Source organism: Mesorhizobium sp. M0048, assembly GCF_040323405.1.
In the GTDB taxonomy this organism is placed as follows: Bacteria; Pseudomonadota; Alphaproteobacteria; order Rhizobiales; family Rhizobiaceae; genus Mesorhizobium.
This window is the reverse complement of sequence record NZ_JAMYUV010000015.1, coordinates 22,178-48,167: the sequence shown is the minus strand read 5'-3', so window position 1 is coordinate 48,167 and position 25,990 is coordinate 22,178. Positions and strand designations below refer to the sequence as shown.

General features: G+C 61.4%; 20 protein-coding genes. 9 read left to right on the top strand and 11 right to left on the bottom strand.

Features of this window, described 5'->3' with window-relative positions:
- Positions 1–4: 4 nt before the first annotated feature.
- Positions 5–724, bottom strand: a complete 720-nt coding sequence (minC, locus tag NKJ84_RS15795) for a septum site-determining protein MinC (RefSeq protein ID WP_352507212.1) — start codon at positions 722–724, stop codon at positions 5–7.
- Between the two features lie 239 nt (positions 725–963).
- Here minC and NKJ84_RS15790 point away from each other — a divergent pair, with 239 nt between their 5' ends.
- Positions 964–1,824, top strand: a complete 861-nt coding sequence (locus tag NKJ84_RS15790; protein WP_352507211.1) for an alpha/beta hydrolase — start codon at positions 964–966, stop codon at positions 1,822–1,824.
- Positions 1,825–1,917: 93 nt separating this feature from the next.
- Here the strand turns inward: NKJ84_RS15790 and NKJ84_RS15785 are convergent, their stop codons facing one another.
- Together NKJ84_RS15785 and NKJ84_RS15780 are read right to left on the bottom strand one after the other, a co-directional pair.
- Complete coding sequence (locus NKJ84_RS15785; protein ID WP_352507210.1) at positions 1,918–3,024, bottom strand: glycosyltransferase; 1,107 nt, start codon at positions 3,022–3,024, stop codon at positions 1,918–1,920.
- Positions 3,025–3,032: 8 nt separating this feature from the next.
- Complete coding sequence (locus NKJ84_RS15780) at positions 3,033–4,583, bottom strand: GumC family protein (RefSeq protein ID WP_352507209.1); 1,551 nt, start codon at positions 4,581–4,583, stop codon at positions 3,033–3,035.
- On the opposite strand from NKJ84_RS15780, the gene NKJ84_RS15775 reads away from it, so the two are divergent.
- Positions 4,582–6,027 carry a VpsF family polysaccharide biosynthesis protein gene (locus tag NKJ84_RS15775; protein WP_352507208.1) on the top strand — a complete coding sequence of 482 codons (1,446 nt, stop codon included), beginning with the start codon at positions 4,582–4,584 and terminating at the stop codon, positions 6,025–6,027. The genes NKJ84_RS15780 and NKJ84_RS15775 overlap by 2 nt on opposite strands.
- Before the next feature lie 19 nt (positions 6,028–6,046).
- Here the strand turns inward: NKJ84_RS15775 and NKJ84_RS15770 are convergent, their stop codons facing one another.
- Positions 6,047–7,168, bottom strand: coding sequence for a glucosamine inositolphosphorylceramide transferase family protein (locus tag NKJ84_RS15770; protein WP_352507207.1), 1,122 nt, complete (start codon positions 7,166–7,168; stop codon positions 6,047–6,049).
- A gap of 522 nt (positions 7,169–7,690) precedes the next feature.
- On the opposite strand from NKJ84_RS15770, the gene wecB reads away from it, so the two are divergent.
- The 3 genes from wecB to NKJ84_RS15755 are packed head-to-tail and all read left to right on the top strand — an operon-like array spanning position 7,691 to position 10,969.
- Positions 7,691–8,845 (top strand): non-hydrolyzing UDP-N-acetylglucosamine 2-epimerase, encoded by a 1,155-nt coding sequence (wecB, locus tag NKJ84_RS15765; protein WP_352507206.1) that lies wholly within the window; start codon positions 7,691–7,693, stop codon positions 8,843–8,845.
- Positions 8,838–10,169 carry a UDP-N-acetyl-D-mannosamine dehydrogenase gene (wecC, locus tag NKJ84_RS15760; protein ID WP_352507205.1) on the top strand — a complete coding sequence of 444 codons (1,332 nt, stop codon included), beginning with the start codon at positions 8,838–8,840 and terminating at the stop codon, positions 10,167–10,169. Before wecB ends, wecC begins: the two co-directional genes overlap by 8 nt.
- Positions 10,166–10,969 (top strand): WecB/TagA/CpsF family glycosyltransferase, encoded by an 804-nt coding sequence (locus tag NKJ84_RS15755; RefSeq protein WP_352507204.1) that lies wholly within the window; start codon positions 10,166–10,168, stop codon positions 10,967–10,969. The genes wecC and NKJ84_RS15755 overlap by 4 nt, the downstream gene beginning before the upstream one ends.
- 43 nt (positions 10,970–11,012) lie before the next feature.
- Here the strand turns inward: NKJ84_RS15755 and NKJ84_RS15750 are convergent, their stop codons facing one another.
- Entirely contained in the window at positions 11,013–12,452 is a 1,440-nt protein-coding gene (locus NKJ84_RS15750; protein WP_352507203.1) for a lipopolysaccharide biosynthesis protein, read from the bottom strand.
- A 169-nt stretch (positions 12,453–12,621) separates the two neighbouring features.
- On the opposite strand from NKJ84_RS15750, the gene NKJ84_RS15745 reads away from it, so the two are divergent.
- The gene (locus NKJ84_RS15745) at positions 12,622–13,740 is read left to right on the top strand and encodes a glycosyltransferase family 4 protein (RefSeq protein WP_352507202.1); all 1,119 of its coding nucleotides are present in this window, start codon (positions 12,622–12,624) and stop codon (positions 13,738–13,740) included.
- Here NKJ84_RS15745 and asnB read toward each other — a convergent pair.
- Entirely contained in the window at positions 13,714–15,639 is a 1,926-nt protein-coding gene (gene asnB, locus NKJ84_RS15740; RefSeq protein WP_352507201.1) for an asparagine synthase (glutamine-hydrolyzing), read from the bottom strand. The two genes, NKJ84_RS15745 and asnB, sit on opposite strands and share 27 nt — an antisense overlap.
- Before the next feature lie 166 nt (positions 15,640–15,805).
- Complete coding sequence (locus tag NKJ84_RS15735; protein WP_352507200.1) at positions 15,806–17,047, bottom strand: glycoside hydrolase family 5 protein; 1,242 nt, start codon at positions 17,045–17,047, stop codon at positions 15,806–15,808.
- Between the two features lie 116 nt (positions 17,048–17,163).
- Here NKJ84_RS15735 and NKJ84_RS15730 point away from each other — a divergent pair, with 116 nt between their 5' ends.
- The 3 genes from NKJ84_RS15730 (at position 17,164) to NKJ84_RS15720 (ending at position 21,491) form a co-directional block, all read left to right on the top strand.
- Positions 17,164–19,092: a heparinase II/III family protein gene (locus NKJ84_RS15730; RefSeq protein WP_352507199.1), complete on the top strand. Its 1,929-nt coding sequence runs from the start codon at positions 17,164–17,166 to the stop codon at positions 19,090–19,092.
- 237 nt (positions 19,093–19,329) lie between these two features.
- Complete coding sequence (locus NKJ84_RS15725; protein WP_352507198.1) at positions 19,330–20,325, top strand: sterol desaturase family protein; 996 nt, start codon at positions 19,330–19,332, stop codon at positions 20,323–20,325.
- Entirely contained in the window at positions 20,322–21,491 is a 1,170-nt protein-coding gene (locus NKJ84_RS15720; protein WP_352507196.1) for a GNAT family N-acetyltransferase, read from the top strand. Before NKJ84_RS15725 ends, NKJ84_RS15720 begins: the two co-directional genes overlap by 4 nt.
- A gap of 221 nt (positions 21,492–21,712) precedes the next feature.
- Here the strand turns inward: NKJ84_RS15720 and NKJ84_RS15715 are convergent, their stop codons facing one another.
- The 4 genes from NKJ84_RS15715 to NKJ84_RS15700 form a co-directional block, all read right to left on the bottom strand.
- A complete protein-coding gene (locus NKJ84_RS15715) occupies positions 21,713–22,024 on the bottom strand; it encodes a UBP-type zinc finger domain-containing protein (RefSeq protein ID WP_352507195.1) in 312 nt (103 codons plus the stop codon).
- Complete coding sequence (locus NKJ84_RS15710) at positions 22,021–23,712, bottom strand: FAD-dependent oxidoreductase (RefSeq protein ID WP_352507194.1); 1,692 nt, start codon at positions 23,710–23,712, stop codon at positions 22,021–22,023. The genes NKJ84_RS15715 and NKJ84_RS15710 overlap by 4 nt, the downstream gene beginning before the upstream one ends.
- Before the next feature lie 360 nt (positions 23,713–24,072).
- Positions 24,073–24,999, bottom strand: coding sequence for an NADP-dependent oxidoreductase (locus tag NKJ84_RS15705; protein WP_352507193.1), 927 nt, complete (start codon positions 24,997–24,999; stop codon positions 24,073–24,075).
- 113 nt (positions 25,000–25,112) lie between these two features.
- Positions 25,113–25,532, bottom strand: a complete 420-nt coding sequence (locus NKJ84_RS15700; protein ID WP_023677172.1) for a CBS domain-containing protein — start codon at positions 25,530–25,532, stop codon at positions 25,113–25,115.
- Positions 25,533–25,990: the final 458 nt, after the last annotated feature.

Sequence of the window (25,990 nt, the reverse complement as noted above, 5' to 3'; positions counted from 1 at the left end):
GTTGTTAGTTGAGCGGTGCGACGCAAAGTGCGCCGTCCTCGAGAAAGGCCTGTACCGGCCTTCCTCGCGAGGAGGCGTCCATCTCCTCGGCGGTGCGGTACCAGCCGTCTACCGCCAGAAGTTCGGCTTCATTTTTCCGGCAAAAGATGCGAGCTGCGGAATTTCCCGTGGCGCCGGCGAAGGCACGTCCACGCAACGTGCCGTAGACGTGGATCGATCCTCCGGCGATGATCTCGGATCCGGAACTGACGGAGCCGACAATGACCACGTCGCCATCGGGGTGAAAGATCGACTGGCCGGAGCGGATCGGTGCCTTGATCATCAATGAGTTCGGCGCCTGCGGCTCTTCCGTCTTGGCCTCAGCGGCGGCCTTCGGGTTCGGCTGCGCGTAAAGCGTATCAGCGGTGGCCTCCTTGGTGCCAACGAGGAGCGGCGGCAGATCGGCATCAAGAGCAACATTGCCATCGGCCTCGATCGCGTAAATGCGAATCCCGCGCTCCGCGAGTTGTGAGACCAGATCCCGCATCTCGCCCACCTCGGGCTTGAACATAGTCAGATCGAGCACAACCGGGCGGCCGGCAAAGAAGCCGGGAGAGTTTTCGGTCCAGTGATCGAGGCTTTGCAGCCATTCCCCTAGCGGGGCCTCAGGGGTGAGGGTGAAGGCTACAAACGAGCGCGCTCGAAAGCGTATGGACTTGTTTTGGATGGGAGCGACGCAGGTCACAGAGGCGAGTCCTTACTGATTGGTTAAGGCTAGCCCGGCATGGTTAACGAAAAGTTAATGGCGGCTTCTCGAGGCCTTGGCGGAGGCATTCTTTTTGCCTCCGATCGTCCCGCCGGCGCCCTGCTTCCGGTGCACGACGAGGTCCTCCTCGCGGCTGCCTGGAGGCGCATCCAGTTCACGAGGTCGGCCGACCGGTATAAGATTGCCGTGAACGCCGGGCTTATTAAGGAGTTATCGGTTTGACAAGCGTTGCCAGGGGGTCTGTCGCAGATCGCGGTCGCGTTACCTATGACCTTGGCGCGACCGCCATCTTTGCTTCCAAATCAGACCCGCGCTTTCACTATTGCCTGTATGTGCCTCCCGCGGTTGGAGAAGGGGCCAAAGTCGACCTGATGGTTGCTGTCCATGGCACCGGCCGCACCTCTTTTCTTGGATTCCGCGACGCGTTTTCCGAGTTCGGACGCTGGAACGGCTGCGCCGTGTTGTGTCCGCTGTTTCCGATCGGCGTTCTCGGGGACGATGCCCGCAGCGGGTACAAATATATGCTCGAGGGCAACATACGCTACGATCAGGTGCTGCTCGCCATGATTGAGGAGGTCAGCGCCAAATACAGTCAGGATTGGAGCCGCTTTGCCATGTTCGGATTTTCCGGCGGCGGGCATTTCACGCATCGTTTTGCTATCCTGCATCCCGACAGGCTCTGGGCGGCCTCAATCGGCGCGCCAGGCTCGGTGACCTTACTCGATCCGACGCATGACTGGTGGGTGGGCATTCGCGATCTGCCGGAGAAGTTCGGCATCACCGTCGATGCCGCAGCGCTGGCAAAAGTGCCTTTCCAGATGATCATCGGCGACGCTGACCTGGAGACTTGGGAAATCACTCATGTCCAAGGCAGCACCCATTGGATGCCAGGCGCCAACGATGCCGGGCGAACACGGCCGGAACGCCTCAGGGCATTGTGTCGATCGTTCGAGGAGGCGGGTGCGCGCGTGCGTTTCGATTTGCTGCCAGGCGTATCTCATGAACGGGACGCGGTTCTCGATTCCGTCAAGGACTTCCTCGCCCAGCAACTCAAGGAACGACGGGACGCCTCACCATGAATCGTTGCGCTTCAGCTTGTGAAGAGATTACGGCAATCAAAACCCGACCGCGTCGATCGCATCCAACAGCGATCTGCTGGCCGTGCGCGACAACTAGAGCAACGCTTCGTAGCGATCGCCGATCTTGTCGACTGTGAAATCCAGCGCCCTGTTTCTCAGCACGGCAGCAGGGATGGGGTGATCCAGCATTTCGGCCATCGCCTTTGCCAGGGCTGCGGCATCACCGACCGGTACCAAGGTGCCGAAGCGGCCGTCACCGAGTATTTCGCGCGGGCCATGCGGAGCATCGGTAGAAATTACGGGGACACCTGCAGCCATGGCCTCGACCAACACGTTGCCAAAGCCTTCGCTCGTGGATGTAAGGACGAACAGATCGGCTGCGGCATAGCAAGCTGCGGGGTCGTTGACGTAGCCGGCAAAGAGCACGTGCGCGCCGATGCCGGTCTCTTCGGCATAGGCGTGCAATTCGGCAGCCAGCGGACCTTCGCCGAAGATGACAAGCCGGGCAGGGCGGCCGGCGCGCAGGGCAGCGAAGGCCCGCAGCAAAGTCCGGTGGTCCTTGACCGGCACCAGGCGTCCGGCGGTGGCGATGACCGGGCCATCGCCCATCGCCGCCAATGCTGCCTGCCAGGCATAAGAATTCCCCTGCGGTGCTTCAGCCGGCGGCAGCGGGTTGTTAATGACGACGACCTTGGATTCGGGAAAGCCGCGGGCGATGATGTCACGGCCGACACCCGCTGAAACGGCGATGGCTTTGGTTGCACGCGCTGCAACCAGCGCGGAAAGCCAGATCGCCAGCCTCGCGCCGAGGCCGCTGGCAGGCAGCGAGGCGGCGGCATGGAAACTTGGAAAGAATTTTGCCCGGCTTCTGGCCAACATGAGTGACAGCGCCATCACCAGATTGGCGAATTCCGGGGCGCTATAGACCGCATCAGGATCAAGGCGGCGGAACAAATTTGCGCTTCGCACGATGCCTTTCAGCGTCGCCGACTTGGCGTAACCCTCGCCGCGCAAGAGAAGGCCGAAGTCGACCAGATGCACGGCAGCGGAACGCAGCGCGGCGTTAGGGCCTTCCGCGTTCCAGGTAAAAAGCGTGACCTCGTGGCCACGCGACGCCAGTTCATTTGCCATCAGGACGAAAACACGTTCGGCGCCGCCGCCCCTCAGGCTGGCGATGTGGAAAACGATGCGCTTCGCCATGCCTTGCTTCAGGCTCGGCTGGCGGCAAGGCCTGATCGGTTCGGCGGCCGGCGCATGTCGCGGATGATGCCCATGCCGATGGCCAGCAGCATGCCCAGGGCAAAGCCTGCGAACGCTCCTGCGCCTGCCACCAGGGCAGTGCGCGGGGGCCATGAGCGCGCTGGCGGGGGCACCGCGGTCGAAATCACCTGTACGTTTGTGGTGTCGATCTGCTCGCGCTCGCTGATTTGGCGCGCACGTGACAGGAAGCTCTCATAGACCGCTCTCTTCGAGGCGGCATCGCGTTCAAGTTCACGCAGGGCGACTTCGGATTCGCTGTCGGTGAATACATTGCTCTTCAGATCGTTCATCCTCGCGTTGAGAGAAGCCAACGAGGCCTTGGCCTTGTCCAGGCTGGCCTTTGCCGTGCCGATGGTGCGGGAGAACTCGGCCCGGAGTTGCGAGTTGACGGTCTCGAGTTCCGTCCTGAGCCTGACAATCGTCGGGTGGCGCGGACCGAAGGTCATCGACTGTGAATCGATCTGCTGCCGCAGGCTGTTTGACCTGTCGCGCAGCGCCGCGAGCGCTTCCGAAACCGTGGGGTCGGGATTGGCCCCGTTGATACCGGAGGCAACCAGGGCGTCGTAGCTTGCCTGCGCGGCGATGACACGCGATTGCGCATCGACGATTTCGCCATTGAGCTGCGTCAGCGTCTGCGAACTGACGAGCTGCCCATTGCTGGACGACAGGTTGTGGCTGCGCCTGTAGCTCTCGACCTTCTCTTCGGCTGCCTGCACGTCGCTCTTGAGTTGGCCAAGCCGGCTGTCAAGGGCAGCCGCGGCACGGCTGGCGCCGGCAGCTTCCGCCTTAGCCAGTTCTTCCTGGAAGTTTTTGACTATGGCCTGCGAGATCAGGATCGCCTTGGCGGTGGTTTCCGCAGATACCGAGAGGGTTGTGACAAACGAGGTCGGATCCGCGATGGCGTCTACCCGGTCCGCCAGGTTCTTCAAGGCGATGAGCCTCGGGTCGGGCTTCGCCACAGCGCCGGACGAGGATGTGCTCCGGTCCGGATCGAAGAATTCCGGATCGTGAGTCAGATTCAGTTCGTCCACCACACGGGAAAGCACGTTGCCCGAGGTCAGGATACGCTGCTTGCTGCGTGTGCTGAGCAGCTGGCTATCGACCTGGCCCGGTTGCGAGTAGAGGTCGTTTTCCACAACCTGCAAATTGGAAGGGTTGATGAGGACCTCCGTCGTGACGGTGTAACGCTGCTTGCTCAGCAATGCATAGGCGCCGCCGACAATGCCGCCGATTACCGCCAGCATGAACGCCAGGGCGAGGCCGGCCCGCAGCCAGACGAACAGGCGTCGAAAATCGAGCTCGAGAAAATCGCCGATCTTGTCCAGGGTCACCGTGGCGACAGGCTCCGGAGGTTGCGGCGTCACCGGTGCGGAGCTTAGCGCCGCGACTGGGCCATGCTGTTGCAGCAATGCCCTGCGCCGTGCATTGGCAATACGCTCGAATGCACTGTTATTGGAAGCCGTCGCGGAGATAGGGGGTGTGCCGGAACCGGCAGGCATGGTGACAACCCTTGTTAAATCATTACGCTTGGCCTGCTCTACAGAAACATCGTTAACATCTTATTTTCCAAGTTGGCCCATTTTGCCGTTCACACGGTCCGCTTGGCGGACGCTGAAGGGATTCGTTGCCCAGAATGCCGTTCGAATATCGCCATTTGGATGGGCCATGAGCTATCCCGCTGCCACTTCGGAACGAGTGTTGTCCAGTCGAGCGCGCCGTCAGAACGCGCTGTCGCTGCTGTTTTTCCTATGTGCAGCGTTCGCGCTCCTGCTTCGCTTTACGGTGTCGCCGCAAGTGATGAACATGGTCGTCGACTATACGGCCCAGGGAGGCTCGTTCTACGAAAAGCTGCATTTCGGCACCTATGCGATCATCCTACTGCTTCCTATCGTTCTTTTCAGCCGGCCGTTTTTGCTGCACGGCGATGAAATTGGAATATTCAAGGCGTTGATCCGCTATTCGGTGCTGATGTTCGCGCTGGTGCCTTATTTGTTCGTTACCGGCCGTGCGGGCTCCTCCGGCTTCATCATCGATACCTATCTGGTGGCCGGCGCCACAGGCCTGCTGATGCTGGCATTGAATGCAGAGGTGCGGCGGGCGTTGGGAGACGTCGTGCTTGGAATGGCGGTCCTGAGCGCTGTCATCGGCACCATCGAGGCGGTGACTCAACATCGGTTGTTGCCCTATGGCTTGAACGAACTGCAATTCAGGCCAACTGGCCTGTCGGCTCATCCGCTGGCACTGGGCGCGCTCTGCGCCACGACCATCGGATTTGTGCCGCTGACGCACTGGCGCATTTGGGCGCGGGTGATGGCGATCTTGCTGTTATTCATCGGTTGCGCTGCGTCAGGCGCTCGCGCTGCGCTGATGCTCGCGACGGCGGAAATCCTCATTCTGCTGCTGTTCGTGCCCTGGCCGGGCCTATCGCTCAAATACGAGCGGCAGGCCAAATTTGTCGTACTGATGTTCACCGTCGCCGGTGGTGCGGTGCTCGTAGCTGTACTGTTTGCGGGCGGTCTGCTGAATCGGTTCAGCAACACCATCTTCGACGAAAACTTCATGGCCCGGGTGACCATTTACCAGGTGTTCGGACTAGTCAGCTGGAACGACATCCTGTTCGGCATGAACGTTGACGACCTGCTGGCGATCGTCAGGCAGAAGCTGCATCTGCCCTACATCGAAAGCGCGCCTGTGGTAATCATCTTGCTCTTCGGCCTGCCCATAGCCCTGCTGTTTACAGCGCTGATATTCTGGTTTGTCTTCCGGCTGCTGCGAGGGGCGCCGCTGCCGGCATGGATCGGCACCATAACGTTCTTGCTTGCTGCGCTGTCGAACAACGCGCTTTCGTCAAAAACGCCGGACATGACGATCATCGTGGTGTTGCTGCTTGCCTACAGGGACCAGTCTTCGGTCGCGGCATTGAAGCCGGCTGGATCTCGTTAAGCACGGGCCTCAAATCCGGTCAGCCGGCGCTGTCCACGACCTCGACACGTCCCGCGCGGTTGAGCGTGTGAATGCCCGCGCGGGCCCATGCCGGCCCCGGATCGATTGGGCGGGGCAGTTCGAAACGGATATCGAAATCATCAAGCCGATCCAGTCGCATTAACCCCAGGCCGCCACCATAGGCTCTTGAGCCGTTTTGCACCGGCAGCAGCAGCGAGCCCTCCTGGCGGATAAAGGCGCCGCCCGGCCGAGTGGCGGAGTGGTCGACCGCGACGGGATTGAGCGCGTGCGCAGCCCACGGCCCACGCAGCGCCGGGGCGGAATAGACCGCCATCGTGTCAGACGCGCTACCGTGACCGAACCGCTCAGTCCCCAACAGCCAGAAGCGGCCGTCGGATTCGAGCAGCGTGGCGTCGTTGAAATCCCTGTTCGTCATCAGCACCGTATCGCGTACCCAGCGATCCGGAAACTGCACGGCACGGTAGAGCACCAGTTCGCGCGCCGTAGCGCTTTCCGGGATCATGAAAATCTCGCCGGAGCGAGCGAACACCTGCGGATATGACAGGTGGTGTGCTTCCTCCAGCACCACCTTCGGCACGCCGAAAGTGCCGTCGGTGTCGAGTTCGGCTACCGAAATCACGCCGCGGCCCGTGGCATAGGGAAATTCCTCGACAAACAGAAAATGGCGGCCGTCGCGCTCGAGAACGAACGGATCGGCGTAGAAGCGCTGCCCGTCATCGGCAAGCACGGTGAACGGCTTACCGTCGAGTCGTCCGGTCTCGGCGACGCCTGGACCGTCGATCAGCCGGTAAGCAACCTGCCAATAGAAGGGGCGCCGACCACGTCGCAGTTTTTGCACCGCGCGGTCGACCATTCCCCTGCCGAAAAAGGGCAGATAGTGCCTGATAAATCCGCCTTTCTGCAGGGGCGGCGCCGGGCTCTCAATAATCGGCGCAAGTTTGCCCGCGGAAAAGCGGGCGACACATTGGGCGATCAGGGAGATGGCGCCGGCGAGCAGGTCGTTGCTGGTCCGGGAGAGCCATAGCCGATCGCTGATCATCGGCCGCGCCCTGGCGACGGCAACGCCGTCGAGGCGCGCGGTGAGTTCGGGCAACCGCCCGCTCGCCAGCATCTCGGTCATGCCCGCGGCAAAGCTGCTGTGGCCGCAAAATTCGAGCGTCAGGACAGGCGTGCCCCGTCGGGCGGCGATAGCGGTAAGATCGACTACAAGATCGACTGGGCCGGTATCGCCGGATCGCAACGGCTCGGAACGGCTTGCCAATGAGGGGCCGAAGCGCCGGCCCTCGAGCGCCAGCACATTATCCATTCCGCGCGCATTGGGTTCAGGCGTCGGCGCGCGGCTACTCGAAACCGCATGTCCAGCCGCACTCAACCGCGCCAGAAGCTCATTTTCCCAGCGCCGGGATGCGTCGGCGTGGCCGATGATTAAAATATTAGTCAATCCAATATATTCTTTTTCAAGACTACTACCGTAGACTACTTGTCAGCCCAACCTTTCACAAGAGTTAAGCCGGGAGAACGCGGCCTTGGTTGTTAATCATATATTAAGAATTGAGATCACGAAGGCGCTTCTCGACGCTATTATAGCTCGTGCGGGCAATAGTCGGCATGTCCCGAAGGCTGCAGGCGACCAGGATCAGCGATGAACGTCCTTTCACGTCCAAAACTGCCATCGAGGCAGAAACTGCTGATCGTGTTCGGCACGAGGCCGGAGGCACTCAAATGCTTTCCAGTGGCGCGCGCCGCCCTTGCTCATCCAGGCTTCATCACCGAAATATGCATAACCGCCCAGCATCGCGAAATGGTCGACCAGGTTGTCGAGCTGACCGGCCTGCCTGTGCATCACGATCTCAACATCATGCAACCCGGCCAGTCGCTGTTCGACGTGACCTCGCGCGTGCTCCTTGGCATGGCCGAGGTGCTGGACAAGGCCAAGCCCGATATCGTCATGGTGCAGGGCGACACCACCACGGCGATGGCCGCGGCTCTGGCTGCCTTCTACAAGCGTATCCCGGTCGCTCATGTCGAAGCAGGATTGCGCAGCCACAACGTCAACTCGCCGTTTCCTGAAGAACTGAACCGCAAGATTGCCGGCGACATCGCCACCTGGCATTTTGCGCCGACCGTTCAGGCGCGCGACAACCTCATCGCCGAAGGAAAAGCCGAAAGCACCATCTTTGTGACCGGTAACACGGTGATCGATACACTGTTGCATTTTTCAAGCGCGATCGATGCCGACAGGCTGATGAACGCGAAGCTCGCTGCCCGCTTCCCTTTCCTCGACCCTTCCAAGAAGATGATCCTCGTCACCGGCCATCGCCGCGAGAATTTCGACGGCGGCATCCAGCGCATCTGTACGGCGTTGAAGGGATTGGCGGCGCGCGGAGACGTGCAGATCGTCTACCCTGTCCATCCAAACCCCAATGTGCGCTCAGTGGTCAACGCAGAGCTGGAAGGCGTGCCGAACATCCACCTGGTCGAGCCGCAGGACTATCTGCCGTTCCTGTACCTGCAGAAGCAGAGCTATCTGGTGCTTACCGATAGCGGTGGCGTGCAGGAAGAAGCGCCTTCACTCGGCAAGCCGGTGCTGGTAATGCGCGAAAATACCGAGCGACCCGAGGGGATCGTGGCCGGCACCGCCCGTCTTGTCGGCACCGATGTCGAGAAAATCCTGTTCAACGCCAATCGCCTGCTCGACGATCAGGCTGCCTATCGCGGCATGGCGGAACGACACAACCCATATGGCGATGGCCGGGCCAGTAACCGGATTGTTGAGGAACTGCTGCATCATGGCTGAAATCAAAACCGTTTCCGTAATCGGCATGGGCTATATCGGCCTGCCGACCTGCGCCATTTTCGCCAGCCGCGGGCTCAACGTCATTGGCGTCGATGTCAACGGAGCGGTGGTCGAGAAGGTCAACCGCGGCGAAATCCACATCGTCGAGCCAGACCTTGACGGTCTGATCCAGAAGGTCGTGGCGAACGGCAAGCTCATGGCCTACAGCACGCCGCAGCCGGCGGACGCCTATATCATCGCTGTGCCGACCCCGATGACCCACGACCATAAGCCGGACGTGACCTACGTGCTCGCGGCGGCACGAAGCATCGCCCCAGTGCTGAAGCGGGGAGACCTTGTGGTATTGGAGTCGACATCGCCGGTCGGAACCACGCGGATCATGACCGGGCTGCTTGCCGAATTGCGGCCCGATCTCAAATTTCCTGTCCAGCATGGCGAAGACGCCGATGTGCTGGTCGCCTATTCGCCCGAGCGCGTGCTGCCGGGAAAGGTGCTGACCGAGCTTATCAACAATGATCGCTCGATCGGTGGATTGTCCCGCAAATCGTCGGAACGGACCGCGGCACTCTATTCGACCTTCGTCACCGGCGACCTGTTCATGACAACGGCCGAAAGTGCTGAGCTGGTGAAACTGACGGAGAACGCATTCCGCGACGTCAACATCGCCTTTGCCAACGAGCTTGCCGCAGTGTGTCAGGATCTGTCGCTCAATGTATGGGAAGTGATCGATCTCGCCAATCGGCACCCTCGCGTGAACATCCTCCAGCCGAGCCCGGGCGTTGGCGGTCACTGCATTGCGGTCGATCCATATTTTATCATCGATGCCGCACCCAACAGCACGCGGCTGATGGCTTCGGCACGCCGGATCAATTCCGAGCGGCCCATGTCGGTGGTCAGGGATATCGAGGCCTTGCTCGATCCCTCCCGCAAACAGACGATCGCCTGTCTTGGCCTCAGCTTCAAAGCCAACATCGACGATTTGCGCGAGAGCCCGGCCGTCGAAGTGGTGAAGCTTCTGTCCGATATCCCCAATGTGAAGATCATTGCGGCTGAACCTAACACAAATGCGCTGCCGCACGAGCTCGAGGGCAGGGGCATCGTGTTCACCGATGCACTTTCGGCCATCGACAAATCCGATATCGTCGTCCTCCTGGTCGACCATCGGCAATTCAATCTGGTCGACCCCGAAGCGCTCAAGGACAAGAAGCTCGTCGATACGAGGGGCCTGTGGACGTGGCGCAAGGCGCGCAAGCCGGACGCCCGCATCGAAGGCAAGAAACCAGAGATCGCACAAGTGCCGCTTGCAAGGGAGCAGGCCGCATGAACGCGCACGCCCCGGCATGGGCGCAGCATTCCCTTTTGGCATCACGGCGCCGGGAGTTCCTTGGCGCACCTATCCATGCGCTGACCATGGCAGAGACGCTGGCCATCGCCGAAGAGGCGATGACCCTGCGGCGGCCGCTGCATCATGTGGTGGTGAACGTCGCCAAGCTGGTGACCATGCGCCAGAATGCCGAACTGCGCGACGACGTGGCCGGGGCGGACGTGGTCAATGTCGATGGCATCGGCGTGCTTTGGGGAGCGCGTTTGTGCGGCGTCGCGTTGCCCGAGCGGGTGGCGGGCGTCGACATCATGATCAATCTGCTGAGCCTCTGCGCGATGCGTGGATTCAGGCCGTATCTGCTGGGGGCCGAACAGCACGTTCTCGATGCGGTCGTAGCGAGACTTGCCAATGACCATCCGAGCCTCAGCATAGCGGGAACGCGCAACGGCTATTTCAAGCCGGAGGACGAGGCCGGGATCGTCGCGGCGATCAACGCCTCGGATGCCGACTGCCTGTTGGTGGCCATGCCGACACCGCGGAAGGAACGCTTTCTCAAACGCTACCGCGATGAACTCGCCCCAAGCTTCGTGATGGGCGTGGGCGGCAGTTTCGACGTCTATGGCGGCAAGGTTGCCCGTGCGCCGAGGCTGATACAAGCGGCCGGCCTGGAGTGGCTGTTCCGCGTCGTCCAGGAGCCGCGACGCTTGTGGCGCCGCTACTACGATACCAACACTGCCTATGCCGGGCTGCTCTGCCGGGAGTTCTGGGAGCGTCGCTGGCGCCGAAACGCCGGTTTATAGATTCGCGTTCCCTCACAAACAGGCCTCGGCCCTGGACTTCCCCTTACGCGATCCGCAGCCGCGCCCGCAGCTGGGCGACGAATTGCGTCGCTGCTACAGGATGGAACAACGAGGTCAGCCCGAAGAAGACCGCAGCGCCGGCGGTGCCGCCGGCGACAAGCGAGAAGATCGCCGGCACGTCGCCGGCCACCATGCTGGCAAGCTTGGCGGCCACCCCCGTGCTGAGCGAGATGATTACCGAGACACCGATGTCGCGCCACGGCACCGGCACCGGCGTGAGCCGCTCGCTGATGACAATGCAGGTTATGGAGCCCACTACCGAGCCGCCCGCAAGCGCCAAAGCCGCGCCGATCTCGGCCATCGGGGGGATCAACAGCAGGGACAATGCGATTGTTGCCACCGAGCCGAAGAGGTTGGCGATGATCAGCAGCCACGGCCGCTTGTGCGCGTGCACCACGACGCCATAGACGAAGCTGGTGAGGTTGGCGCACAGCACGCTGAAGGCAATGATTGGAAACAGCAGGCCGAAGCGGCCGTGATATTGCGAGGGCAGCATGAGCTCGGTGATATTGCCGCTGAGCGCGACCAGCATCGCTGCAATAGGCAGGCAAAGCCGCATCATCAAGGCCATCAACTGCGACAGCAACCGACCCGATGCCGCGGGCCCGTCCTCGTCGAAGCGGCTAACCACCTCGGGAAAGGCGCCCATGTTGATGGCGTTGGCGACCATATCGATCGGTTGGCGGGCCAGCGCATAGGCCGCGGCGAAAATCGCCACGGCGCTGGCATCGTAATAGAACTTGAGGAACAGACGCTCCGCGCTGTTGAGCCCGAACCCAACCAGCGCCATGATGATCAGCGGCACACCGAGCGCAAAGAAGTCTCTGTGGGTGAAACGCGGCGGACCGGTAACGACGCGTCGGGATGCCATGATCCCCGCTACGATGCCGGCAATCAAGGCGCCGAGGCTCGAACCGAGCGACACCGTCAGAAAGCTGTCCTGAAAGACAAGGATAGCGCCGATCGGTAACGCGAGTTGCAGCAAGGCACGCAGGGCTTCTAGCATCGAATAGACCGAATGGCGCTGCTGCATCTGCAGCACCGTCAAGGCGAAGCGGCTGATGGACCCAGCGACCAGATAGCCGCAGACCGCGATCGCGAACTCGACCCAGCGTTCAGGCACGATCACCGCCGACGCGCCTACCGATATGACCAGCGCCAGGGCCGTGGTCGCAAGCAACACCTGCCCCGCCAGCATCAGGCTGCCGCGGCTGACCTCGCCCTTGCCGCCAAGCCTGAGCAAGGCGATGCGCAGCCAGTTGGTGACGGCAATGTCGGTCATTTCACCGACGGTCACCACCAGAGTGAGCAGGCCATACTCGGTCTGGTCGATCAAACGCGTCACGACGACCAGCAGGAGCAGCGCCGAAATTCGCGTCAGCAGGATCGCCGGAGCATAAATGAGCGTGGAACGGAGCAGCAAGGGCGTGTCCCTGGAAAACTCACCTTCGACTAGCCGCCGACTGGCGGAAAATCCAGCGCGATGACGGCGAAGGGTGAACAGATTCAGTTTGAACTAAAAGATTTGCCGTAAACCTTATTGGGAACGTTTGCTTTGCAGTTACCCAGTCTGTGTTATTTAGGGTACCATCATGTTGCAGCGCCTCATATCCGATCGAAAAATACATGTCCTGGTCGCGACGCCGTCGGGCGTTTCGGGGCAGGGCGGCATCGACCGCATCATGGGGGCGCTGAAGCAGGAGTTCGAACGGCAAGAAATCGCCGACATCGATGTGTGCTTCCTTGCCAGCCGTGGCCCGGGGCATGTCGGACTTTCGATCTTCTATATGCTCGGCTTTTGCTTACGGATGCTTAAAGCGCGTGTGGCTGGACGTGCCGATGTCATTCACATCAATATCTCAGTTTCCGGCAGCACCTACCGAAAGATGGTGATCGCCGCCTGGGCACGGCTGCTGTCGATACCCTATGTCCTGCATTTGCACGGGGCGCAGTATCAGACATTCTGGAAAGCCGACCGCGGTTTCATAAGCCGCCGTATCAAAGCTTTGTTCGAGCATGCCGATCGGGTGATCGTTTTGGGTCGGCTTTGGCGCGATTTCGTCGCCAGCCGGGCGCCGGGCGCAGCCGGTAATATCGTGATCGTGCCCAATGCGACCGAAGTCCCGCCGCTGGCGCATGTCGGCGGCGGCGACCATGTGCATATCCTGTTCCTGGGCCGCATCGGCGACCGCAAGGGCGTACCGCAATTGCTGGAGGCACTGCACCGCATGAGCCCTGTCAAGAATTGGCGCGCCACGATTGCCGGCGATGGCGAAGTCGAGGCGGCACGGACAAAGTCAGCCGCGCTGCGGATTGCAGACCGGATCGCCTTTCCAGGTTGGGTGGGACCTGACGATGTCGCATCGCTGATTTCTTCGGCCGATATTCTGGTTCTTCCCTCCTTCGCCGAAAATCTGCCGATGTCCGTGATCGAAGGCATGGCAGCCGGTTTGGCGGTGGTGGCGACCCCGGTTGGCGCGGTCGAAGACATAATCACCGACGGGCAATCCGGGCTGCTGGTGCCGCCAGGCGATGTTACAGCGTTGACCGACGCGTTGAGCTGCCTCGTGGAGGACCCGGCACTGAGGGCAAGGCTTGGTGCCGGTGCCATGGCCGTGCATCGGGAACGGCTTGAGCTCGCCCCGTTTGTCGGCGCAATCTGCGACGTCTGGCGGTCGGCCGCGTCAAGCCGTCAACCGGTCAAGGGCTGAGGCCGACGATCGCGGCGGTGCTTCGAGCCTGAATTCGCGGTGGAATATCTCCAAATTCAACAGCGCCCATATCAGCTTTTCGTGGTCGGCGGCACGCGTGGTGTGTTCGGAGACGATTTGATCAAGCTGTTTCGGACTCAGATAGCTGCGAATGACGGAGTGAGGCGAGCAAAGATGGTCATGCACGTAGTTCCTCATCGATCCGCGAAACCATTCGGCGACCGGTACCTTGAACCCGACCTTGCGGCGGCTGAGAATTTCCTCCGGGAGGATATTGGCCATGCTGTCGCGCAGGATCTGCTTGCTATGCAACCAACCCAGCCTGTAGCGATCGGGCAATTTGCTGACGAATGAAACCAGGTCGCGATCGAGGAACGGCATTCTTCCTTCGATTGAACCGGCCATCATCATGTGGTCGCCTCGTTCCAGGAGATTGTCAGGCAGCCACGACGTCTGATCAAAAAACAGCACGCGGCGAAGATGGGAGGCCGCAGCGCTTGACGAGAACGGAAACTCATTGTGCTCATAACGGCGACTTGCGGATGCACCGATCAGGCAAGCGCGCTGCTGCGCGGAAACGGCTCCAAACCAGGAGACCATCCGGGCGGCAAAGTCCCTTTCGCCCGCGGTGCGGGCAAACGTATCGACCTTGGCCGACGCGCCCGGCATCGCGCGTACCACAGGGGAAAGGACGTTATCGTGCAGCGAGGCTGGGACAAGCGACTGGTAGATCCCGGCCAGTGATTCCGCGCGATGCTTGGGATAGCCGCCGAGAATCTCGTCGGCTCCTTCGCCGGTGAGCACCATCTTGACGTCTTGCGAGGCTCGCTCCGACATCAGGTAAATTGGAATATCGCTGCTTTGCGAAACAGGTGCCCCGCGTTGGCGAACCATCGCCGGCAGGTGATCCATCAGATCGCCTGGCTGGATTACAAGTTCGCAATGATCGGTCTTGAAATGATCGGCAACGCGCCGGGCGAATGCAAATTCGCTATAGGCTGCGTCGTCGAACCCGACAGAAAATGTGCGAATGGGCGTGGCGCTGTGCCTGGCCATCAGCGCGACGATAGCCGAGGAGTCGAGCCCTCCGGAGAGAAAGGCCCCAAAAGGTGCATCGCTGCGCATCCTGATCTCGACGGAATGGTCGAGCAGTTCCAGAAATCGCCGCTTGGCGGTTTTTCCGTCGATCCGCTCGGTCAGGGCCGCCTGGTCCGGAGGCGTATAGTAGCGCGTTTCCTTGACTACCCCTTGCGACCAGACAGCATAGCTTCCGGGATTGAGCTTGCGGATCTGTTTGAAAAGCGTGCGCGGTCCGGGCACATAACGCCAGTTCAGATACTCGTGCACGGCATCCAGATCCAGTTCCTGAGCATCTTGCTGCGATGACAGCAATGCGTTGATCTCCGAGGCAAACAGCAGCAATTTTTCGCTTTGCATGAGGTAAAGCGGCTTTTCCCCGAAGGGATCCCGGGCGAGGATCAATTCCTGCCTCTGAGCATCCCAGAGTGCAAAGGCGAACATGCCGCTCAGCCGGTCGAACATTGACAAGCGCCACTGATCGTAGGCTCGGAGCAGCACCTCGGTATCGGAGCGCGTTCGAAATTGATGGCCAAGGCCGATCAGTTCCTGGCGCAACTCGATGTAGTTATATATCTCTCCGTTGAAAATTATTTTGAGACGGCCGTCCTCAATCTGCATCGGCTGATTTGACTCAGGCGCCAAGTCAATGATCGCCAGGCGGCGATGGACCAATGCCAATTGTTGCTCGCCGGTATTCAGGTCCAATATCTCGGTGCCTTCGGCATCGGGACCGCGATGCCGCAATGCGTTTGACATTCTGGCGGCCCGCTCTTGTGGATTTTTAGCCCTTCGACCGATCCATCCGGCAATTCCACACATTGTTCCCCCTAGGCGCGCGCATTCCTCACTTCAGTACAACAAATGTGTTAAACACTTCGTGCCGACACAACCCGACCGGGAGAAAGCTGCCACGGGCCATCCTCGATGGAGCCTGGCGGTCAGGGGTTGCCACCGGTTGTTCGCTGGTGAGGGCGAGTGACGGCACCTATGGCAGGCCCAATGCCTGCAGCATCTCCGGGTCGGGTACCGGGGGGCCATCGGGCAGGATGAGGCTCATCCCATAGGGATTGGAGAACTCCCAGACAGACCATGGGATCGCAAAGCGTTCGGCCTCTCCGCGCACTGCCTTAAGATAGCGCGAACAGTCGGCCTCAAAGGCGCCCATGCGGCCGTCCGCGGACATGAGGATAGCGCCGAATTCGCCCATGAAGAGCCGCCGACTGGGGATGCCATGGCCTTCAGCCCAGTCGACAGCCTGGCGAAAGCTCGCCTCCAGTTGGCTCTGGCCCCAGTTCTGCTCGAAATACCTCGCGATTGCTTGGCGCGCGGTGGCCATGTTCATGACCTGCTCGACCCTGCTCAAGCCGGCAGCCTCCATCCGCGCTCTAAGGGTTTCGGTCACCACTTCGGGTGTACTGCTGTCGGCCGGCCAGGGAAGTCCCGAAGCAAAGCTGATTGTGTCATCGGGCCGCTGGTGGGTGAAGCTGTGCGGCTCATACATATGGAAGCTGTAATAGAGGTTTGGGTCATCAAAGCCGGGGCTGAGGTTGACCAATCCGGCAATGCTGCCGCCGCAGGCGCCGGTTGCAACGATGGTAAGTTCACTGCTGACCGCTCGAATGTCGTGGACGGTCCCTGCCATGATCCGCTGCCAGTCATCGCTGCCGCTCGCATCGCAAGGGTAGTATGCGGGCTCGTTGTAAGGTTCGAGGGCGACTTTGTCGGTGCCTATCTTGACCAGCATGGCGGCGACCGCCACAACCATTTGACGATAGCGGGCAACGCCCTCGCTGTCGGCGCCGCCATAGATCATCTCCATGCTGTAGTCGGGAACCTGAGTGACGCCATGCAGGTCGAAAACCACCTTGAGGCCGGTCGACGTGATCCGCTCGACGGCGGCGGCAAGTATGTCCAGCGCCTGTTGCCGCTTGGCGCCCTCGCTGGCAAGCAGCGGGCCGGGATCGACGCTCAGCCGGACGAAGTCGAAGCCCATCGATCGGATGTGGGCGAACACCTCCCCGGACGGCCAGTCGGTGAGCGGCCTGCTTTCCGCAAGCCACTCCTTTTCGCGGCGATAGGGCGGCCAAACGTAGGTTCCGTCTTTTTCCACCGGCGACCAGTTGAGCCACTGATGCACGCCAACGCCGCGCTTGAGAGCGATGGGCGCTGCGTCGGCAGCCACAAGCAAGGCGAGCACCCAGGCAACAACACACGCCGCTTTTCGCATCGCTCTCTCCGTATGGTCGCCGGAGATATTAACCGCAACGAACGGGAAAGAAGATTGCCGGCGCGCAGCTTTTCGACGGCATGGTATACAACGACCGAAACGTTGACGGGGCGTGCATGAGAATCGGCTGGTACATCAACCGATTGCGCAGCATGGGACCGGCCGAGGTGCTGCACCGGCTGGGCGAGCAACGTCGAAGGATCGCGTCGCGCCGCCGCGATGATGGGTGGGAGCGCTATCCATCGCCGCGGTTGCACCCAGTGCTGCCCGGATTTCGCCATGCTGCGCTGGCAGCGACCGACGCCCAACGGCAAGCCATAGCGGCGGCCGCGCAAGAGATGCTTCAGGGCCGGTTTTCTGCACTCGGGCGGACATGGCCAAAGCGTGAGCCCGAACTGTTGTTTCCTGCCGAGCTTTGGCGTCTTGATCCAGTGACCGGCAGGCTTTGGCCTGGCCCCGAGGCTCATACTTTCGACATCGATTTTCGCCACGGCGGCGACCTTGGCGATATAAAATATGTCTGGGAGATCAACCGGCTGCAGCAATTGCCGCCACTGGCTGCACACCTGCTCCTCGGCGAGGACGATCGATCCCGGAGTGCCATCGAGGCGGCAATCGGTAGTTGGCACTCCGCCAATCCACCGTTCCGAGGCATCGGCTGGGCGTCCGGCATCGAAGTAGCGCTGCGGGCCATCAGTCTGATCGTCACCCTGGACCTCGTCGGCGACCAGCTTGACCCAGCGACGCTGCGGAAAGCTGGTGAGATACTAGCGGCAAGCGCCTATTGGCTGCCGCGGTTTCCGTCGCGATATTCCTCCGCCAACAACCATCTGGTCGCAGAGTTGGCCGGCGAATATCTGGTCGGCCTGGCGCTCGGGGCCGGATCCGAAATCGCCCGCGGCGCCCTCCTGAATGAGACGCACAAGCAGATACTTGCCGATGGCGCAGGTGCCGAGCAAACACCGACCTATGCAGCCTTCAGCGCCGAACTCATCTTGCTCTGCGCCGCCGCGGCACGCCAGGCGGGAACGCCGTTTCCCTCGGCTGTCGAAGCGCGTCTGGGCGCCTTCGCTAATTTCGTCGGCTGGCTGCCACAGAAAGCCGCCCGCTTCGGCGACGACGATGAGGGCCACGTGCTGAAGCTGGGGGATGAGCCGAACTATATCCGATCCGTCGCGTCCGCCATCCAAGGCTTACTGGGGACGCCGGGCAACGCGCCGGAGCCCGACGACTTTCGTTCGCTTTTCTTTGGTGCGCCGTCGGGTCCGGCGCCCGCGGTGCAGGGCTTGCAGACATTCCCGCAAGGCGGGCTCTCAGTCTGGCGCGGAGCAATGAATGGCCGCAATGTCGAACTGACGTTCGACCATGGACCGCTCGGATATCTCTCGATAGCGGCGCACGGCCATGCCGACGCGCTGTCGCTCACCCTGTGCATCGACGGTGAGCCGGTGCTGGTCGATCCAGGCACCTGGCTCTACGGCTCGGGAGGCGCATGGCGCGACTGGCTCCGCTCCACACCGGCGCACAACACGCTGAACATCGAGGGCAAGAGCCAAAGTACCATCGCTGGAAATTTCAACTGGTCGCACAAGGCAGTCGCAGCGCTGGTGGAGAGCGAGCCGGGACCGCACTGGAGGCTGAGCGCCCGGCATGATGGCTATAGAAGCCGCTTCGGCGTCGTGCATCAGCGCACTTTGGCGCGCCAGGCCGATGGCATCCTCATCACCGACCAACTGCTCGGCGGCGGGCGTCAGTCCGAGATCGTCTTCCAACTGGCCGCCGGCCTCCATGCCGACCGGCACGAAGATACGGTCACGGTATTGCGCGGCGACGAGGCGCTGTTGGCCATCCGCTTTCCTGACGCTGCGCTCGACGTCGGCGCTGGCGGTGACATGCCTGGGCAGGGCGGTTGGGTTTCACTGCGCTTTGGCACCAGGCAGCAAGCCGAACGCCTCGCCTGGCACGGTGAAGTGGGTGAAGCCGGAATCCATATCCATCTTGCCCCAATTCACCCGCCACAACGGCAAAAAAAAGCGCCAACGTAGAGTTGCCGGGCGAGTTCCAGCCGTATTCGACATTAATTACGTTTGGACATTTAGCGGTTTCGTTACCGTTGATCTGCTAGTCTCGCACCATCCAGCCTGCTTTGCCCGCTGCGTCCGCAACAGCCACTGGTTGCAGGCGGCGTAGCGGGTTTGCCGGGAATTTTGTGCTTTGCTATTCGCCAGATCGCCTTCGTACGACCCCAGACTGCCTTCTTACGACCAGGAGCCGCTGCAACGATGTTTTCCGAATTTGCCAGAGCGATTGTGGAAAAGCTTTCGAACGTCAATCTGACCACGCTCGGCCTGCTTCTCCTCACCGCACTGGGCAGCGCGGTGATCGCCTACTGGCGAACTGCCGAACATAAGTCCCTCAGGGATTTTTTCGACTTCGCCTTCCCCCAGGAAGTCATCCTGCACCCGTCGGCGCGAGCTGACGCCCTGTTCTGGATCACGAAACGGGCGATGATGCCTTTCCTGCTTATTCCCGCCGGCGTCACCTTCGTCGTCGCGGTGGGCTATGGCACACGCGAGGCAATTGGCTGGCTCCTTAACATCCACGCGCCGCTTCTCGGCGGCCCGGCGGGACCAGTGACGATCGTCATCTTCACCGCAACCATGCTGGTCGCCTATGATATCTCATACTACCTCTACCACGTCGCCCAGCACCGTTTCCCGTTCCTGTGGGAATTGCACAAGGTACATCATTCGGCCGAAGTGATGGTGGGGATCACCAAGGACCGGGTTCATCCGCTGGACGATCTGATGAACCGCATGTGGGATGGCGTCATTCCGGGCATCTGCTTCGGTATCTGGAGCCTGATCGCACTCGATCCGGTAGAGGTCGCTATCTTCGGCATCAACGTCTACGTCATCCGTAACATCCTGATGATGGACTTTGTTCGTCATACGCATCTCAAGATCTCGTTCGGCCCGTTGAACAACATCATCCTGTGTCCGCACTGGCACCAGGTGCATCACAGCATCGACCCTCGTCATTATGACAAGAATTTCGGCCTGCTTTTTTCGTTCTGGGATCGTCTGTTCGGAACGCAATTTGTCCCGGAACCGGATGAAGACCTGAAATTTGGCCTGATCGATCGCGATGTGCGCGATTATCAGTCGCTCTTTGGGCTCTACATCCTGCCGCTCAAGAAGATGGCAAGGCATGTCATGCGACTGTTTCACAGGCGGCCCAATGTAGTCGCGCAGCCACAGGACAGTTCTCCTTCATGAACACTGTTGTTTCCATCGACGTCCTAGGCGCGGAGCGCCTGGAAATCGTCCGTTCGGCGGATCGTCTGGCTGCGGTCGAAGCCGCTTGGATGGACCTTTGGCATCGTACCGACGGGCTGATCTTTCAAAGCCATGCCTGGATTTCGGCATGGTGGAGTACCGTACAACGCCGTGACCAGCGCGCGTTGCGGATCGGCCTGGTCTGGAAGGGCGAGAAACTCGTTGCTGTCGTTCCGCTGGCGATCGGCAGGCGCAGGGGGCTGCGGTTTCTCGAATGGGCGGCCGGCAGCTATACCGACTATGGGGATATTCTCGTTGCTCCGGAATGCTCGTTATCGGCGCTGCAGGAGCTATGGACGCAACTCTGCGATGCAGGTGGCTTCGATCTTGCCTTGATCAGTCGTCTCTCGCCGGATGCGGCGGCCCGCAAAATTTTCACGCCGGGAGCTTTCGGCGGCATCAGGCTTCGTCACTTTCACCGAACGGAAGTCAGCTATCGCGTTGCCGGACAATGGGAAAGCGGAGCGGCATGGTTCGCGGACCAGTCGAAAAAGACGCGCCAGAACTATCGGCGCGGCATCAAAGCGCTGGAAGAAACCGGAGAGGTGAGATTTCGCCTGCTTGCCCCCGACGAGCCGCTGCAACCGGTACTGGAGCGCCTCGCGGCCTTGAAGCGGAAATGGCTGACCGAGCGCATGCGTGAATCAGATCTGTTCGAAGAGGGCGTGCCGGTACTCGCCGCGCTCGTCGATGCGTTGGCGCGCGCCGGCGTGCTGCATATCTTCGTCCTCGAATGCAATGGCGTGATGGTCGCGGTGTCGATCAATTTCGTCCAGCACGACGTGATGATGGCCTTCGTGACGACGTTCGATCCGGATTTCGGCCGGGCGTCGCCGGGTGTGATCCTGTTGATGGATTACGTGCAGTGGTCGATCGATCACGGTTTGAGCATGGTCGATTTCCTCTGTGGCGCAGAGTCGTTCAAACACAAATTCTCAACGCAGGCGGTTACGCTGGAATCCGTCATCGGGACGCGCACGGCACAGGGCGCGCTTGCATTTCTTGCCGATCGTGTCCTCCAGACGGTCAGGCATATGCGCGAGCGGTCATCGGCACCACCAGAGGGACGCGATGCGCCCGCTCAAGCCGAAGCAGCCTTGGACTAAAGCGCGTCGCGTTCGATCGGCCTCATGCAACGCGCTTTAGATTCTCGTTGTATGCATGTCGTTATCGCAAAACCGCTGCACACTTTTGCGCGACATGCTTTAAAAGGGTTCATCGTTTCACGGAATCGCCGAACAGCTCCATCTTTTGTTTTGACGCAATTCCGGACGAAAACCGTTCACACTTTTTCTGGAATTGCTGTAGCGGCCCGCTCGCAAAAAGCTCAAATGAAGCGCGGTATCGGACCGTTTTGCGGCGTGGTGCGGTCGCCGAGGTCGAGGAAGATTTCGTCGATGTAGCACCATCCCCAACCTTCCGGCGGATCGTAGCCTTCGATGACAGGATGGCCGGTTGCCCGAAAATGCTTGGTGGCATGACGGTTGGGTGAGTCGTCGCAGCAGCCGACATGGCCGCATGTGCGGCAGAGCCGCAGATGCACCCACTGCGAACCGCTCTTCAGGCATTCCTCGCAGCCGAGCGCGCTCGGTGTCACGTCGCGAATGTTCCCGGCGTGCCTGCATTCGTCTGCCATCATACGCTCCTGACCAGTTGTTGCGCCACGGCGAGACTGCCGTTTCGCGCGAGATATGCATGCAGCGCTGCAACCACCTGGGCGCCTTCGCCGACGGCAGCGGCGACGCGCTTGATCGAGCCGGAGCGCACGTCGCCGATGGCGAACACCCCGCCGCGGTTCGTCTCCAGCGCACCACGTTCCTGGCCAATGTCAGGCCCGGTGCGAACGAAGCCCTTCGCGTCCAACGCCACGCCGCATTGCGCCAGCCAGTCGGTGTTCGGATCGGCGCCGATGAACAGGAAGAGGTGGCGGATCGGACGTGCTGTCTCGGTGTCGCGGTTGCGCCAGCGCACTTTGCCAAGATTGCCGTCGTCGCCTTCCAGTGCCGCAATCTGCGTCTCAGCCAGCACTTCGATGTTCGGCTGTGCCCTGACGCGCTCCACCAGATAGCGCGACATGCTCGCATCGAGGCTGCTGCCGCGCGCCAGCAGCCATACCTTCTTCACATGCGCCGCCAAATAGACAGCAGCCTGTCCAGCCGAATTGCCGGCGCCGACCAGGGCTACCTCTTGCCCGGCGCAAAGCCGCGCTTCGATCGGCGAAGCCCAGTAATGCACGGAGGTTCCCTCGAATTGCGCCAGGTTTGCCATGTCGAGGCGGCGATAGCGCGCTCCGCTGGCGATCACCACTGACCGTGCCCGCACGGTCTCCCCGCCGCCGACGGCGAGCGTGTAGTGGGCACCGGACGTGTCGCTTGCGCTGCCCAGCAGCTTCGCCTCGTCCGGTATCACCATCTCGACGCCGAATTTCTGCGCCTGGTTGTAAGCGCGCGCCATCAGCGCCATTCCCGAAATGCCGGTCGGAAAACCGAGGTAGTTCTCGATGCGCGAGGAGGCACCCGCCTGTCCGCCGAAGGCACGGCAATCGAGCACGATCGTCGACAACCCTTCGGAAGCCGCGTAGACGGCCGCAGCGAGGCCGGCCGGTCCGGCGCCGACAATGGCCACGTCGTACAGCTTGCCGGCGTCGATCGGCCTCACCAGGCCGATGCAGCGGGCAAGCTCGTTCTCTCCGGGGTTGAGCAGCAGCTTGCCGTTTGGACAAAGCACGATCGGCAAATGGTGGATATCGACATGGAAGCGTTCGATCAGGGTCCTGGCGCAGGGATCGGCAGCCGAATCGAGAACGCGATGCGGCTGACCGCTGCGAGCCAGAAAACCTTGCAGCCGCAATACGTCGCCGCTGTCGACCGGTCCGACAATGATCGGGCCGGCTGTGCCGCTCTCGAGCAGGCCGATACGGCGCAGGATCAGCGCCCGCATGATGCGCTCGCCGAGGTTTGCTTCCTGCACCATCAGGTCCCTCAGCCTTTGCGAGGGGATGACGAGCGCCTCGACCGGCTCGATCGCCTCCACATCCACCAGTGAGGGCCGGGCTGAAAGCTGCGCCAACTCGCCAACGAAATTGCCTGCACCGTGCGTGACGATTGTTTCGCGCCGGCCGAAGCTGCCCCCCTGGATGATATCCACCTTGCCGGACAGGACCACGATCAGACCGGGCGCCAGCTCGCCGGCTTTAACGATCTGTTCGCCTGCGGCATAGGACACGGCTTCGCCGAAACGGCCGATGCGGTCCAGGTCCGCCTCAGCCAGCGCTGGAAACATCTGATCGCGACGGGCAATGGAGATCGGATTGGCGGGTTGAGACATGGTTCGAACCTATCGCCGGTTTCCGACAGTTTGAAGCGGTTTTTTGCGGCTTGCGGCCGGTAGGAACCTAGCCCGCCTGTCGGTAAACGCTGTGCCCTTCGCTTCGCAGTTCACTGACGGCGGCCGTGCGACGGTGTCGTCGCGACGTGCCTCACAATCCGTTGCATCTCCTTGATTTGTTTGATTTGCGCATCCCGGCAAACCCGGCGCATGCTGCTTCAGCCGGCATCTACCTAAGCCGGCCAGGCCCGGCGGGCCGTCCTGTGTCAAACTCTCGGCCGCCGGGCTTCTGGACAGCAGAAAACGGCCTGTGTCCGAGCGCTCCGCAAACTGGCCTGCGGCCTGTTGTTCGGCGAGTGCTCAGGCAGCTACCTGAAGCACAATCTTGCCGCGCGTGTGCTGCTTCTCGAGCTGTTCCTCTGCCCTGGCGACTTCCTCAAGAGGATAGATTGCCTGCACGAATGGCCTGACCTTCCCGGCGTCGATGAGGCGGCTGATCTCGGCAAGCTGCGCCGCGTTAGGCTTGGTAAAATAGGAAACGCCGCGAGCCCGATGCAGGCGGGCCTTCTCCGCCGACGGTTCGGAAAGCGTTGAGACGAGCGTCCCGTCGGGCTTGAGCACGTCCCACGAGCGGTCCTGTGTTTCACCCGCTACCAAGTCGAAGACGAGGTCGACGTCCTCGACAACCTCCTCGAAGCGCTGGTTCTTGTAGTCGACCGCCTGGTCGGCGCCAAGCGCGCGGACGAAATCAAAATCCTGCGCGGACACGGTCGTCGCGACAAACGCGCCCGCGGCCTTTGCGAACTGCACCGCCAGGTGACCGACGCCGCCGGCGCCGCCATGGATAAGGACCCGCTGCCCGGATTTGAGGCCGCCGTGATCGAAAAGGCCTTGCCACGCGGTAAGGCCCGCAAGTGGCACCGCGGCGGCTTCGGCGTGGCTTAAGCGTTGCGGCTTCGCCGCCGCCTCCGTTGCCTTGACGACGACATATTCGGCGTTGCCGCCGCGGTCGTTGCCCAGCATGGCATATAGCGGATCGCCCTTCTTCAGCGTATGGGCCCGCGTGCCGCACAGTTCCACCACGCCGGACACGTCGCGGCCGAGCGTGACGGGCAGATCCGCGCCCGAAGAGCCCTTGCGAACCTTGTAGTCGACGGGATTGACGCTTGCCGCGTAGACCTTGAGCGTGACCTCGTCGTCATGGGGCTGAGGCAACGGAACCGCGTCCAGCGAAAGAACCTCCGGTCCACCAAAATCGTGGATACGGACGGCCTTCATAGTAATCATGGCTTGCTCCTCGTCGGGTTGAGTCCAATTCGCCTCTGAACTGTTTCGCCGGCAGGCCGGCGTCTATCAAGCCGGCGGTTCGGTCGTGGCAAAGGCCGGCCGGTGGCGCGCCGTCAGTGTATCGTTTGCGAATGCTCGCCGCCGGGTTGCGAGATGCCGCTCAGCGCTTCACCTGCTGTCGCGGTCTCGCTGTTGGTGGCGAGGTCGCCCAGCGAAACGATGCCGACCAGGCGCTTGTCACGGTTTAGCACTGGCAAGCGGCGCACTTTCAGGTCAGCCATGTTGCGCAGAACATCCTCCGCGTCTTCGTCTTCGAAGCAATACCTGACCTCGGTGCTCATCACTTCCCGTACCTTGGCGTCAGGTGTCTTGCCTTGGGCGACGCCGCGGATTGCGATGTCGCGATCGGTTACCATGCCGACAAGCCGATCGTTCTCGCCCACCGGCATCGCGCCGGCGTCGAGGCGACCCATCATTTCTGCCGCATCGCGCAGGGTTTGCTGCGGACTGGCGATCTCGACGTCCTTTGTCATGCAGTTGCCTTAACCTCCGTTGGTTGCAGGGCCCGCCGCCGAATTGCGTGATGGAAGGGTGAATGAGCGCCAGCGCAAAACGTTCCATGGCAAGACCCGTTTCGAGCGCTCCGCCAAATCACCCTTGCCATCCCCCACTCCGACCGCCTTCAGGCGGTCGGCCCGGGAAAGGTCGGCTCCGAAGGAATTTCGGAAGGCGTGCCAGGAGGAACTCCAAGTGGCTCCTGGTCCGGCGTCGGAATTGGATCCGGCGAGGGCGGGGGTACGCCTGGAGGTTCTCCCGGCGGAGTCTCCGGCGGGGCAGGCGGCCGGGCCGGCTCCGGATTGGGATTGTCCGGCAGTGGATTCGGGTTATTCGGATCGGGGTTGTTCATCGATCACTCCCCTGACATCTGTGGCCTGATCTCCGCCAGAGCGGAGTGCGGCCGCGGCGAGCGGGCTCTCTTGTCCTAAACCGA

Excerpts from the sequence above, each read along its gene's own strand:
- NKJ84_RS15785 (WP_352507210.1), bottom strand. The coding sequence starts at position 3,024 with ATGGCGAAGCGCATCGTTTTCCACATCGCCAGCCTGAGGGGCGGCGGC.
- NKJ84_RS15775 (WP_352507208.1), top strand. The coding sequence starts at position 4,582 with ATGGTGACAACCCTTGTTAAATCATTACGCTTGGCCTGCTCTACAGAA.
- NKJ84_RS15780 (WP_352507209.1), bottom strand. The coding sequence starts at position 4,583 with ATGCCTGCCGGTTCCGGCACACCCCCTATCTCCGCGACGGCTTCCAAT.
- NKJ84_RS15770 (WP_352507207.1), bottom strand. The coding sequence starts at position 7,168 with ATGACCGAGATGCTGGCGAGCGGGCGGTTGCCCGAACTCACCGCGCGC.
- wecB (WP_352507206.1), top strand. The coding sequence starts at position 7,691 with ATGAACGTCCTTTCACGTCCAAAACTGCCATCGAGGCAGAAACTGCTG.
- wecC (WP_352507205.1), top strand. The coding sequence starts at position 8,838 with ATGGCTGAAATCAAAACCGTTTCCGTAATCGGCATGGGCTATATCGGC.
- NKJ84_RS15755 (WP_352507204.1), top strand. The coding sequence starts at position 10,166 with ATGAACGCGCACGCCCCGGCATGGGCGCAGCATTCCCTTTTGGCATCA.
- NKJ84_RS15745 (WP_352507202.1), top strand. The coding sequence starts at position 12,622 with ATGTTGCAGCGCCTCATATCCGATCGAAAAATACATGTCCTGGTCGCG.
- asnB (WP_352507201.1), bottom strand. The coding sequence starts at position 15,639 with ATGTGTGGAATTGCCGGATGGATCGGTCGAAGGGCTAAAAATCCACAA.
- NKJ84_RS15735 (WP_352507200.1), bottom strand. The coding sequence starts at position 17,047 with ATGCGAAAAGCGGCGTGTGTTGTTGCCTGGGTGCTCGCCTTGCTTGTG.
- NKJ84_RS15730 (WP_352507199.1), top strand. The coding sequence starts at position 17,164 with ATGAGAATCGGCTGGTACATCAACCGATTGCGCAGCATGGGACCGGCC.
- NKJ84_RS15725 (WP_352507198.1), top strand. The coding sequence starts at position 19,330 with ATGTTTTCCGAATTTGCCAGAGCGATTGTGGAAAAGCTTTCGAACGTC.
- NKJ84_RS15720 (WP_352507196.1), top strand. The coding sequence starts at position 20,322 with ATGAACACTGTTGTTTCCATCGACGTCCTAGGCGCGGAGCGCCTGGAA.
- NKJ84_RS15715 (WP_352507195.1), bottom strand. The coding sequence starts at position 22,024 with ATGATGGCAGACGAATGCAGGCACGCCGGGAACATTCGCGACGTGACA.
- NKJ84_RS15710 (WP_352507194.1), bottom strand. The coding sequence starts at position 23,712 with ATGTCTCAACCCGCCAATCCGATCTCCATTGCCCGTCGCGATCAGATG.
- NKJ84_RS15705 (WP_352507193.1), bottom strand. The coding sequence starts at position 24,999 with ATGATTACTATGAAGGCCGTCCGTATCCACGATTTTGGTGGACCGGAG.
- NKJ84_RS15700 (WP_023677172.1), bottom strand. The coding sequence starts at position 25,532 with ATGACAAAGGACGTCGAGATCGCCAGTCCGCAGCAAACCCTGCGCGAT.